At 72.1% G+C, this 11,873-nt stretch carries 9 protein-coding genes; 3 read left to right on the top strand and 6 right to left on the bottom strand.

What is annotated here, in order from left to right; genetic code table 11:
• Nucleotides 1–80 precede the first annotated feature (80 nt).
• The 3 genes from glmM to rplM are packed head-to-tail and all read right to left on the bottom strand — an operon-like array spanning nucleotide 81 to nucleotide 2,461.
• Nucleotides 81–1,466, bottom strand: a complete 1,386-nt coding sequence (gene glmM, locus AB0O28_RS12325; protein WP_363639231.1) for a phosphoglucosamine mutase — start codon at nucleotides 1,464–1,466, stop codon at nucleotides 81–83.
• Nucleotides 1,466–1,987: a 30S ribosomal protein S9 gene (gene rpsI / locus AB0O28_RS12320; protein ID WP_363639229.1), complete on the bottom strand. Its 522-nt coding sequence runs from the start codon at nucleotides 1,985–1,987 to the stop codon at nucleotides 1,466–1,468. Before rpsI ends, glmM begins: the two co-directional genes overlap by 1 nt.
• Before the next feature lie 30 nt (nucleotides 1,988–2,017).
• The gene (gene rplM, locus AB0O28_RS12315; protein WP_363639227.1) at nucleotides 2,018–2,461 is read right to left on the bottom strand and encodes a 50S ribosomal protein L13; all 444 of its coding nucleotides are present in this window, start codon (nucleotides 2,459–2,461) and stop codon (nucleotides 2,018–2,020) included.
• A gap of 337 nt (nucleotides 2,462–2,798) precedes the next feature.
• Between rplM and AB0O28_RS12310 the strand changes: the two genes are divergently transcribed.
• The 3 genes from AB0O28_RS12310 to AB0O28_RS12300 all read left to right on the top strand — a co-directional run bounded on the left by AB0O28_RS12310 (nucleotide 2,799) and on the right by AB0O28_RS12300 (nucleotide 9,023).
• Nucleotides 2,799–3,524, top strand: a complete 726-nt coding sequence (locus tag AB0O28_RS12310) for a CAP domain-containing protein (protein WP_363639225.1) — start codon at nucleotides 2,799–2,801, stop codon at nucleotides 3,522–3,524.
• A gap of 41 nt (nucleotides 3,525–3,565) precedes the next feature.
• Complete coding sequence (locus tag AB0O28_RS12305) at nucleotides 3,566–4,792, top strand: hypothetical protein (protein ID WP_363639223.1); 1,227 nt, start codon at nucleotides 3,566–3,568, stop codon at nucleotides 4,790–4,792.
• A 1,474-nt stretch (nucleotides 4,793–6,266) separates the two neighbouring features.
• Complete coding sequence (locus AB0O28_RS12300; protein ID WP_363639221.1) at nucleotides 6,267–9,023, top strand: hypothetical protein; 2,757 nt, start codon at nucleotides 6,267–6,269, stop codon at nucleotides 9,021–9,023.
• A 92-nt stretch (nucleotides 9,024–9,115) separates the two neighbouring features.
• Here AB0O28_RS12300 and truA read toward each other — a convergent pair whose 3' ends face one another.
• The 3 genes from truA to AB0O28_RS12285 form a co-directional block, all read right to left on the bottom strand.
• On the bottom strand, nucleotides 9,116–10,006 hold the full coding sequence (truA, locus tag AB0O28_RS12295; RefSeq protein ID WP_363639219.1) for a tRNA pseudouridine(38-40) synthase TruA: 891 nt from the start codon (nucleotides 10,004–10,006) through the stop codon (nucleotides 9,116–9,118).
• A 94-nt stretch (nucleotides 10,007–10,100) separates the two neighbouring features.
• Complete coding sequence (rplQ, locus tag AB0O28_RS12290) at nucleotides 10,101–10,634, bottom strand: 50S ribosomal protein L17 (RefSeq protein WP_363639217.1); 534 nt, start codon at nucleotides 10,632–10,634, stop codon at nucleotides 10,101–10,103.
• A 149-nt stretch (nucleotides 10,635–10,783) separates the two neighbouring features.
• Nucleotides 10,784–11,800 (bottom strand): DNA-directed RNA polymerase subunit alpha, encoded by a 1,017-nt coding sequence (locus tag AB0O28_RS12285; RefSeq protein WP_363639215.1) that lies wholly within the window; start codon nucleotides 11,798–11,800, stop codon nucleotides 10,784–10,786.
• Nucleotides 11,801–11,873 lie beyond the last annotated feature (73 nt).

The raw sequence follows: 11,873 nt of genomic DNA, 5'->3' as shown, positions 1-11,873 counted from the left end.
CAACTGAGAAGGGCTTCTAATAAGGAACCCCGCCGGGCGCGCGCCCAGCGGGGTTCTCAGGAGTGGTGACGCCTGCGGCCTCAGACGCAGACCATGCGGACGACCTCCGCCAGGCGGTCCGCCACGGCCTTGGCCTGGTCGTGCGACTCGGCCTCGACCATGACCCGGATCATGGGCTCGGTGCCGCTCGGCCGGAGCAGCACGCGCCCGGTCTCCCCGAGCTCGGCCTCCGCCTCGGCCACCGCCGCCCGCAGTTCGGGCGCGGACGCCTTCGACTTCGCCACGTCCCGCACGTTGACGAGCACCTGCGGCAGCTTCGTCATCACGGACGCGAGCTCGGCGAGCGAGCGGCCCTGCCGGACCACCTCGGCCATGAGATGGAGCGAGGTGAGCAGGCCGTCCCCGGTCGTGGCGTGATCCAGCATGATCACATGACCGGACTGCTCACCGCCGAGGGTGTAGCCGCCGTCCTGCATCGCCTCCAGGACGTACCGGTCGCCGACCGCGGTCTCCACCACGGACAGGCCGGCCTCACGCAGCGCGATCTTGAACCCCAGGTTGGACATGACCGTCGCGACGACCGTGTCCTTGACGAGGCGGCCGTCGGCGTGCATCGCCAGGGCCAGGATCGCCATGATCTGGTCGCCGTCGATCTCCTCACCCTCGCCGGTGACGGCGAGGCAGCGGTCGGCGTCGCCGTCGTAGGCGATGCCCAGGTCGGCGCCGCCTTCGACGACGGCCTTACGCAGGGCGGCCAGGTGGGTCGAGCCCACACCGTCGTTGATGTTCAACCCGTCCGGAGCCGCGCCGATGGTCTCCACGGCCGCGCCGGCGCGCAGCAGCGCCTCCGGGGCGACCATGTGCGCCGCGCCGTGCGCGCAGTCGACGACGACCCGCAGCCCGTCGAGACGGTGGGGCAGGGTGGTCAGCAGGTGCGAGACGTACCGGTCGGCCTCGCCGTACGCCTCGCGGACGCGGCCCACGGACGCGCCGACCGGGCGGTCCCACTTCTCCCCGAGCCGCTGCTCGATCTCGTTCTCCACCGCGTCGGGCAGCTTGTAGCCGCCGCGGGTGAAGAACTTGATGCCGTTGTCCGGCGCGGGGTTGTGCGACGCGGAGAGCATGACGCCGAGGTCGGCGCCCAGCGCGCTGGTCAGGTACGCGACCGCGGGGGTGGGCAGCACGCCGAGCCGCAGGACGTCCACGCCCGACGACGCGAGGCCGGCGACCACGGCGGCCTCCAGGAATTCTCCTGAAGCCCGCGGGTCCCGGCCTACGACGGCGATCGGGCGGCCGCGCCGCCCGACACTGGCGTGGAACGCCCCGGCATCGCCGAGCACGTGCGCGGCCGCCACGGACAGGTCCATGGCCAGCTCCGCGGTGAGGTCGCGTCCGGCGACCCCACGTACCCCGTCTGTGCCGAAGAGGCGCCTCCCGGAGGAGGCGCCTACGGGCTCCTGCGACATTAACGCTTGCTGTACTGCGGAGCCTTGCGGGCCTTCTTGAGGCCGTACTTCTTCCGCTCCGTGGCGCGGGCGTCACGGGTGAGGAAGCCGGCCTTCTTCAGCGGCGGACGGTTGACCTCGGCGTCCAGAGCGGCGAGCGCGCGGGACAGGCCCATGCGCAGCGCGCCGGCCTGGCCGGTCACGCCGCCGCCGTCGATGCGGGCGATGACGTCGAACGCGTCCTCGGCCCCGAGCACGACGAACGGCTCGTTGATCAGCTGCTGGTGGACCTTGTTCGGGAAGTAGCTGTCCAGCGAGCGGCCGTTGATCGTCCACTTGCCGGTGCCCGGCACGATGCGGACACGGGCGATGGCCTCCTTGCGGCGGCCGGTGCCGTACGAGTTGCCCGTGGTGATGGGCTTACGCACGACGCCCTCGCCGGCGGGGGCCGACTCGGTGGTGTACTCGGAGGGGAACTCCTCCGCGGTGTAGTCTTCCGGCTCGCCCTCGACGAGCGTTTCGATACCGGTGGGCTCGGCCACGGTTCTCCTCTTAACTTTCCTGGCTCGCGATTACTGGGCGATCTGGGTGATCTGGAAGGGCACCGGCTGCTGGGCCTGGTGCGGGTGCTCGGCGCCGGCGTAGACCTTGAGCTTCTTGGCCATCTTCCGGCCCAGGGCGTTCTTGGGAAGCATGCCGCGGACGGCCTTCTCCACCGCCCGGTCCGGACGCTTCTCCATGAGCTCGCCGTAGCTGACGGAGCGAAGACCGCCGGGGTATCCCGAGTGGCGGTACGCCTTCTTCTGCTCGAGCTTGTTGCCGGTCAAGGCGATCTTGTCGGCGTTGATGACGATGACGAAGTCACCCGTGTCGACATGCGGAGCGAAGATCGGCTTGTGCTTCCCGCGAAGCAGGGTCGCCACATGACTGGCCAGCCGGCCGAGCACGACGTCGGTCGCGTCGATGACGTACCACTGACGTTCGACGTCGTTGGGCTTCGGTGAGAACGTGCGCACGGCAGTGCCTTCTGTCGGAATGTGAACTCTCGGTAGGTTGCGCAGGCACGGCGACAACCTCCGTCTCCACATGTACGGGAGAAGACGCCGGACGCGCCGTGCACCGGTCTACGAGCAGACCGATCCACACACAACGAACTAGCAGACTACCGGCCCCCTGCCACCTGGTCAAAACGGCGAGAGAGCCGCGCCATTGGAACGACGCATTTGAACGTTCATCAAATCCATACCCAATCGCCCCTTCTTCCCCATGACGCGGATCTCTATATTTGACTGCGGTATGTGGCAGACCCCTCACAAAAAACACACCTTCCGGGCCCCCTTACGGGGGACTCAGATGGGTCTGCTGGCGTGCGCCGCGGCCATCCTGCTCACCGGCGTCGTGATCGGCCGCATGAGCGCGAGGTCGGACGAGGGCGGCGACGTCTATCTGCGTCAGGTGGAGTCCACCCCGTCGGCAAGCAGGAAGGCGCCGGACGCGGCGCCGCGCGACCGGCCCACCCTCGACCACGTGCTGCGCACCGTGGCACCGGTCGTCCCCCGGCAGGTGCCTCAGCGCAGGCCCCGCAGGGAACGGCCGCCCTCGAACGTGATCGGCGGCTCCGGCGGCGGTTCGTCGTACACCGTGATCACCCCGGGAACGGACGGGGGTGAGGACTCCTACGACGCCGACACGATGCGGTCCGCCTCGATGGAGGCCGAGGTCGTCCGCCTGGTCAACGCCGAGCGCCGCAGGCACGGCTGCCGGCCTCTGCGGGTGGACCGCCGCCTGGTCGAGTCCGCCCGCGCGCACTCGGACGAGATGGCGTCGAGCACGCTGTTCCGGCACAGCTCGCCCGGGGGAGCCTCCCCCTGGGACCGCATGGGCGCGGCGGGCTATCCCGACGGCGGGGCCGAGACGATCGCCAAGGGCTACCAGACCCCCGAGGAGGTCGTACGCGGCTGGATGGCCGGGCGGAGCGACCGCGCCACGCTGCTCAACTGCCGCCTGGTCGCGACCGGGGTCGGCGTGAGCACGGGCGGAGGCGGCCCGTGGTGGACCGAGGACTTCGGGTATTCCTGACGCTTCCTCATCTGTCCATTTAGCCGACTAATCTCAGCGCCATGGGTTATCCCGGCGACCAGCAACCACCTCCGCCGAACCATCCCGCCGATCCCCGCAGGCGGGACCTGCCGCCGTACGCCGGCGGGGACGACTCGCCCCTCGCCGGCCGTCGCGACGCGCCCCCCAACGGCGGGGGCCAGCCGCCCTACCAGCGCGAGCAGGCGCCGTACGCCCGCGAGCAATCGCCATATGAACGCGAGCAGGCGCCCTACCAGCGTGAACCGTCCCCGTACGCCCGCGAGCAATCGCCATACACACGCGAGCAGGCGCCCTATCAGCCCTACCAGCAGCAGCCGGAGCAGCCGCCGTACGCCGGACGCGGGCCCTACGAGCAGCAGACCCCGAACCGGGCGGAGCAGCTCGCTTCGGGTCCGGGCCCGTACGCGCTCCCGGGCGGCGGTCAGGCGGGCGGCGACCGGGCGGGCGGCGGCTGGGACGCGAGGCGGCAGCCGGCGGCGCCGCGGGTGCCTCCTCCGCCGGAGCCCGAGTGGGATCCGGACGCGAAGGGGCCGCTGTGGCGCCGCCCCTGGGTCCTCGGCCTCGCCCTGCTGGCCCTGATCGGGGTGCTGTTCACCGGGGTCTGGTACGCAGCACGCAACGAGAAACCGCCCGTGGCCGCACCGAAGCAGACCACCCCGCCCCCGACGCTCGTCCCCCAGGCCCCTCTCGGGAAGTACGGCTACACGGCCTCGCGAACGACCGACAAGAAGCCACTGTCACTCGGGGAGCTGTTCGCCAAACGCAAAATCGTCAAGAACAAGCGGTCGTACGTCCGGACGGTGACGCGCAAGGAGAAGAAGTGCGCGGACGGCGTCACGGGAGACAAAATCACGAAGGCACTCAAGGCGGCCGGATGCACGCAACTCATGCGGGCGAGCTTCGCGGACGCCAAGGGCACGGTCATCGGCACCGTGGGCGTCGCCAACCTCAGGACCTCCGCCGCGGCGAAGAAGGTCGCCTCCGCCGGAGGCGGCGGGGAGCGCAAGGACTACCTCAAGCCGCTGCCGGGCAAGGACGAGGCCACCAAACACCTTGGCACCGGCGAGGCCTACGCGGGCGGCTGGACCCACGGCCACTACGCGGTGCTGCTGTGGTTCCAGTTCAAGGACGGCCGTAAACCAGCCAAGAATGAACTGAAACGGCTCTATCAGGTCGCGGTGGACGTCACCGACGCGACTGTTTTCCCTGCCCTGGACACCCGCTCGCTGACCGGTGGCCCCAGATGAGGCCAGGCGTTCCCTGAGGTGGGAGCCGCTGGGCGACCCGGGGCGGCACGGACCGAAACGCCCAGAGGGGCACGCCCAACGCGTCTACGCCGTTACGCTTCCGGCTATGCGTGGCAAGGATTCCGGTTCCGAGCACGAACACGAAACGGCGTGGACCCGCCCCGAGGCGGACGCCGAGGGCTCGGCGACACCTCCGACGCCACCTCCGAGCTTCGGACAGACCGTCCCGCCCGGATCCGGGCAGCCTCCGGCGGACGGCGGCACGGCCTGGGCTCCGGACGCCGCCGCCTCGGCGGGCCCGCCTCCAGAGGTGCACTACCCGACCAGGTATGGGCCACCCGGCGGTCTCAGGGCAGGGGATCCGCTCAACGACGACCCGGAGAGCACGAACAGGTTCAGGGCCGTCCCGGCATACGGCCCCCCGCCCGCCGCTCCCCATGCACCGGGGAACGCCGGCGGAGCGCAGGACGCGAGGTCCCTTCCCGCACCGCGCCGCCCGGTAGACGAGGGCCCCGGCAGGCCGGCGTCCGGCGAGCCGTATCCCGGGGTCGAACCTGGAGCCGGCCCGAACGCCGACCAGGGAGCCGTGCCGCAGCAGCCCGCGTACGGCGGAGATCCGTCGTCCTGGCACCAGCCGGAAGGGCAGGGAGTGCACGTGTGGCAGCCGCCCGCGGCCCACGGCGACCAGCGGCAGCCCGGGTACGGCCCGCCCTCGTGGCAGCCCCCGGCCCCCGTCGCGCATCCCTGGCAGCCTCCCGTGGGTCACGCCCCCGATTCTCACCCTCCTGTGCCCGGCCCGGGCACTCCCTCCTGGCAACCCCAGAGCCCAGGCGGACCGGCACAGAGCGGACCGGCACAGAGCGGACCGGCCTGGCAACCCCACGCCGACCCGAACGCCCCACACCGGCCGCAGCCTGACCCCGGTACCGCGCACTGGGGTCAGGCCGACCCCACCGCACAGGGTTACTCGAACACACAGGGTTACCCTGACGCACAGAACTACCCGAACACACAGGGCCACCCCGGTGCACAGAACTACCCGAACACACAGGGCTACCCCAGTGCACAGGTGGGCCCCAACGGCCCTGGCTGGGAGCAGGCTCCAGGCCCGGGCGGCCCGCCCTGGCACCCCGCGCAGCCGTCCTGGGGCCCCGCGCAGGCCGCAGGCGGTCCCGCGTACCCGCAGGCTCCCCCGCCTCCGGGGCCGCAGCAGCCCGCGTACGGCCCCGGCGCGCCCGGCGCGGGCCCCGGTCCCCAACAGCCCCCCTACGGCGCCGGGCCGCACTCCTGGCAGCCGCCGGCGGAGGGAACGCCTGGATCATGGCAGCCGCCGGCCGACCCGGGTGCGCAGACATGGCAGCCGCACGGGTCTCAGCCACAGGGGCCCGGGACACCGGCCTGGGCGCCGCCCCCGAACGCGGCCCCGCCGTCGTGGCAGCAGGAGCCGCCGCCTCCGGGCGCCGGGGCTCCGCACATGTGGCCCGCTCCCGTCGGTGATCCCGGCCCCCAGCCCGGCGGTGTCACCTCCTGGCCCTACTCGGGTGACGAGTCGCAGTGGCCGCAAGGCCCCGGACAGGCCGGGACGGCTGACACCGGCCCCGCCCCGTGGTCGCCCCCTCCGGCCGCCGAACCGACCGCTCCCGGCGCCTTCGGCGCGTCCCCCTCTCCGTACGACACAGGGCCGCAGGCGGAGCCCGTAGCCCGGGAGCCGTACGACGACGGGTCACAGGGGCGGTCGTGGCAGGACCAGGCCGGGTCCGTCGGCTTGTCGCAGCCCGGAGGCGCCCCCGCCACACCGGACTCGTACGCTCCGGGTCAGCAGAACACCGGAGGTCCATGGGCCGTCCAGCCCGGGCAGGCCGCGCCCGGCGTGCCGTCGTTCCCCGAATGGGGGCCCGCTTCCGCCGCGGGACAGCCCTCCGGCGGCGAGACGTGGCCGCAGGCTCAGGCGCCCGCCCAGGGGTATTCACCGGCGGATCCGCAGCAGCAGGTGCCCCAACATGGGCCACAGCATGAGCCGCAGCATCAGCAGCAGTACGGATCACCCCCGGGCGCCCCGGCAGAGCCCCCCGCGTCGTCGCTTCACGGCGAAGGGCGGCACGGCGGCGGGCGGCACGGCGCAGGGCAGCAGGACGAGGGATGGCAGGGGCACGCTTCCGGCGCCGCCGAGCCCGGCGCGCACCATGCCGCACCGACGCATGCCGCACCGCCGCATGCCGCGCCGCCGCAGCCCGATCCCGGGATCCCGGCCGCACAGCCGGAGACGTACGCGGAGGAAGCCGCGTCCCCCGAGGCGATCCGCCCCGGGGAGCCCGGCGACGTGCCCGTCTGGCCGCCACGGCTGCCGGGCGAGCCGTATCCGCAGGGAGACAGGCCCGCCGGCACCTCCTGGCCCCCGGTGCACGCCTACCAGGGCGAGCCGGGCGCGACGCAGGCGCCCACGGCCCCGGCCGGCGACCGGGCGGGAACGAGCGAGCCGGGCGGCACATCCGGCGACACGCTCGCTGCCACCGACACGCCGGAGGACACGAGCGCGCCCGGCCGGCTCAGCACGTCCGGCCACCCCGGCGAGCCCGGCGCGCATGACCAGACCGGCCCGGGCACGCCCACGGACTCGTCGCGTCGATCGGGTGTGCCCGCCGACGAGCGCCCGCCGTCCGACGGCGCGAGCTCATTCGCCGGCGGCGCTCCCGACGACGGCCCCGGTCAGACGGACACCCCCGCCGACGAGCGGACGCTTCCGGGCGGTGCCGCGCGGGACGCTGTCGCGGACAGCGTCCCGCCGCAGGGTGCCCAGGCGTCGCATCCCTTCGCCCCGGGCCACGCCGGGCCGCCCCAGGGCTTCGGGGCCGAGATCGCGCACGCGGTGACCCCGATCGAGGGGTTCCCCATCGAGGGGTTCCAGCAGGGCGAGGGCGTCCACGAACCCGACACACGGCACGAACCCGGCCAGACCGCCACAAATCGCGAATACAGCACCGCGCAGGGCGAACAGCGGGCAAGCTACGACAGGACGACACAGCCGCTCGTCCCGCCGCAGCCCGAGGAGCCGTTACAAGCGCCCACTCAGACATCGAACGCGCCGAACCAGGCACAGGACAGCGCACCGTCCGGGACGCCGCTGGGGACACAAGACGGGGCACAGGACGGGACACCGGCCGAGACCGCCTGGCCGCCGTCCCAGTCACCGTCCGAGGCGTTCCCCGCGAATGTCCCTCCAGCCGCCGTGCCCCCGGGCGCGGCGCCCTCCGACACGCCGCCCACGGGCCCGTCCGCGAGCGACGGCGCCACCGGGGCGGACTCCCCCGACCCCAGTTCAGGACAGATGGCGACAACCTCCTCCACGACCGGTTCGCCCTCACAGCCGACCGGTGAGACTCCGTTCGCGTTCACGCCGGTGACACCGGCCAAGGCGGGCAAGCCGGCGCCTCCGCCCGGATTCGGGCCGGGTCCCTCCGCCGGCGGCCCCTCTCCTGCGGGCAACCTCCCGGCGACGCTCGGCCCTGGCAGCCCTCCCCCCTCCGGAGGAAAGGTCAAGCGGATCCTGATGGCCGCCGGAGCGGTGGTCGTCGTAGGGGCGATCGGCACCGCGGCCTACTTCGCGTACTCGGGTGAAGCGGATGGCGGCCACGCCGCCCCAACGCGGGCGGCCACCACCGCGCCCCCCTCCGACGCGCCACGACCGAGTCCCACGGTCGCTTCCGTCATCCTCGACTCCGAGCAGACCGACCCCAAGACCCTCAAGCCGGGAGAGGCGTTCCCGGACGAGAAGGTCACGCTGGCCGGGCGGACGTACCGCCGGGTCAAGGTCGACGCGACCGACGACTGTGAGAAGGCGGCGATGGGCGCGTTCGCGCAGGCCCTCACCGACCAGCAGTGCCGCAGGGTGCTCAGGGCCACCTATGTGGACGGCAAGCGCCAGTACGCGGTGACCACCGGCATCGCCGTGCTTCCCGGCAAGACCGAGGCCCTCGCCGTGGACCAGGCCAAGAATCTCGGCACGAACGTCTGGTTCCGCGGCCTCGACGGCAACCAGGCGAGCGGAGCGGACAAGGTGTCGATCTCCGGTGGCTACGCCGCCGGCATGGTATGGGGACGCTACATCGTGTTCAGCTACGCCACCTACGCGGACGGGCACACCCCGGACGCGAACGACAACACCCTCGGGCCGATCAGCGGCGCCTTCCGCGACAACATGGCGAAGGTGATCGAAAAGCGCGCCACACGCTGACGATTTCGGCGCGTGGCCTCCCGGCGCGGAGACCACGCGCCGCCCCACCGCACGGCGTGGAAGTGACTCACGGCGTCAGGAGCCTCGCGGCGTCAGGAGCTCAGTGTGCGCACCCGGCGGGTGGCGGCGGCACGTCGCGCCAGTTCCTCCGGCTCGGGGTAGCGCACCTCCTCCAGCGTCAGCCCGTGCGCCGGAGCGACGTGCACACCCGAGTCCCGTACGGCTCTCGCCAGCACCTCGGCGGGCCACTCGGCGGGCCGCCTGCCCTCCCCCACGGACAGCAGCGCACCGACCAGCGCCCGGACCATCGAGTGGCAGAAAGCGTCGGCGACCACGGTCGCGAGGAGGATCCCGTCCTCGCCCCTGACCCAGTCGAGCCGCTGCAGCTCACGGATCGTGGTCGCGCCCTCGCGCCTGCGGCAGAAGGCGGCGAAGTCGTGCTCGCCCAGAAGGCGGGCGGCCGCGGCGTTCAGCAGGTCGACGTCCAACGGCCGGGCGTACCACAGCACCTCGCGCCGCCGCAGTGGATCCACGCCGCCGGGGCCGTCGCCGACGCGGTAGCCGTACCGGCGAGACAGCGCGGAGAACCGGGCGTCGAAGCCCTCGGGCGCCACGCTGACGGCGTGGATCCGCACATCGAGGGGCAGCACACCGGCGAGCCGCCTCGTCAGCGCGGCGAGCCGTTCAGCGCCGTGCTCCTTCCACGTCTCCTCCGGGTCCGCGGAGACGGGAGCGCGCCCCGACGAGGCGGCGGCCAGCGCGGCGATCGGAAGGTCGACGTGCGCCACCTGCCCCCGAGCATGGACACCGGCGTCCGTGCGACCGGCGACCGTGAGCGGCGGCGGGGCGTCCAGGCGCAGGATCCGGCCGAGCGCGTCCTCGATCTCCCCCTGCACAGTCCGCCGTCCGGGCTGTCGCGCCCAGCCCGAGAAGTCCGTTCCGTCGTAACCCAGGTCCAGCCTCAGCCGCAGTTCTCGCCTCACGACATCCCTCGTACGGTGGCTCGTACGGTGCACAAACGAAAAGCGGGCCCAGCGTTCCCCGAAGGGAAACTGAGCCCGCTCACAGAGCCTGGGATCAGGCCTCGTCCTTCTTGTCGCCCTCCGCCGGGGCGGCCTCGGAGGCCTCGGCGGTGGCGCTCTCGGCGGCCTCGTCCTGCGCCGCCGGCGTCTCCTCGACCTCCGCCGGAGCGGCCGGAGCGGCCTCGGCGGCGGGCGCGGCCGGAGCCGTACGGGAGACCCGGACCGGGTTCAGCTGCTCGGTCACCAGCTCGATGACCGCCATGGGGGCAGCGTCGCCCTTACGCGGGCCGAGCTTGGTGATCCGGGTGTAACCACCGGGACGCTCGGCGTACGTCGGGGCGATCTCGGTGAAGAGGTGGTGGACGACGCCCTTGTCGCGGACGACCGTCAGCACCTGGCGACGGTTGTGGATGTCGCCCTTCTTCGCCTTGGTGATCAGCTTCTCCGCGAGCGGGCGGAGACGCCTGGCCTTGGCCTCGGTGGTGGTGATCCGGCCGTTCTGGAACAGCGCGGTGGCGAGGTTCGCCAGGATCAGCCGCTCGTGAGAGGGGCTGCCGCCGAGGCGGGCGCCCTTGGTGGGCTTGGGCATTTCATGCTCCTCATGGGATAACCCGCTCCGGCCGTGTCAGGTACCGAGGTCGGGCCGACCGGCGTACCGGTCGTGACTTGTCATCGCCGTCTCGTGCCGCCCTCGACGGGCGGCACGAGACGGTGGTGCCGCTGCTGAAAGACGCGAGATCAGTACTGCTCGGTCTCGATGAACCCGCCGTCCTCGTCGTCGTACCCGCCGCCGGCGACGGCGGAGGGGTCGAATCCGGGCGGGGAGTCCTTGAGAGCCAGACCCATCTCGTGGAGCTTCTGCTTGACCTCTTCGATCGACTTGGCGCCGAAGTTGCGGATGTCCAGCAGGTCCTGCTCGCTGCGGGCGACGAGCTCACCCACGGTGTGGATGCCCTCGCGCTTGAGGCAGTTGTACGAACGGACGGTGAGGTTGAGCTCCTCGATCGGCAGCGCCAGGTCGGCCGCGAGAGCCGCGTCCGTCGGCGACGGGCCGATGTCGATGCCCTCGGCCTCCACGTTGAGCTCGCGGGCCAGGCCGAACAGCTCGACCAGGGTCTTGCCGGCCGAGGCCACCGCGTCGCGGGGCTTCATGGACGGCTTGGTCTCGACGTCGAGGATCAGCCGGTCGAAGTCCGTGCGCTGCTCGACACGGGTGGCCTCGACCTTGTAGGTGACCTTGAGAACCGGGGAGTAGATCGAGTCGATCGGAATCCGGCCGATCTCCTGGCCCGGCTGCTTGTTCTGGGCGGCGGAGACGTAGCCGCGACCGCGCTCGACGGTCAGCTCCATCTCCAGCTTCGCCTTGCCGTTCAGCGTGGCGATGTGCAGGTCGGGGTTGTGCACCTCGACACCGGCCGGAGGCGCGATGTCGGCGGCGGTGACCTCACCCGGGCCCTGCTTGCGCAGGTACATCACCACAGGCTCGTCGTGCTCGGAGGAAACGACCAGCGACTTGAGGTTCAGGATGATGTCGGTGACGTCTTCCTTGACCCCGGGCACGGTCGAGAACTCGTGCAGCACGCCCTCGATGCGGATGCTGGTGACCGCCGCCCCCGGGATGGAGGACAGCAGCGTGCGCCGCAGCGAGTTGCCGATGGTGTAGCCGAAGCCCGGCTCGAGCGGCTCGATGACGAACCGGGACCGGTGCTCCTCGAGCGACTCCTCCTGGAGGCTCGGGCGCTGTGCGATGAGCATCAGGATCTCCTGGATCCGGGACTGCCCCGTCGCGACCGACGAGGGGTCCCTGGGTTACGGCGACGCCCGCTAT

Origin of the sequence: Microbispora sp. NPDC088329, assembly GCF_040685655.1 — a bacterium.
Taxonomy (GTDB): Bacteria; Actinomycetota; Actinomycetes; order Streptosporangiales; family Streptosporangiaceae; genus Microbispora.
This window is presented reverse-complemented; position numbering and strand designations above follow the sequence as displayed.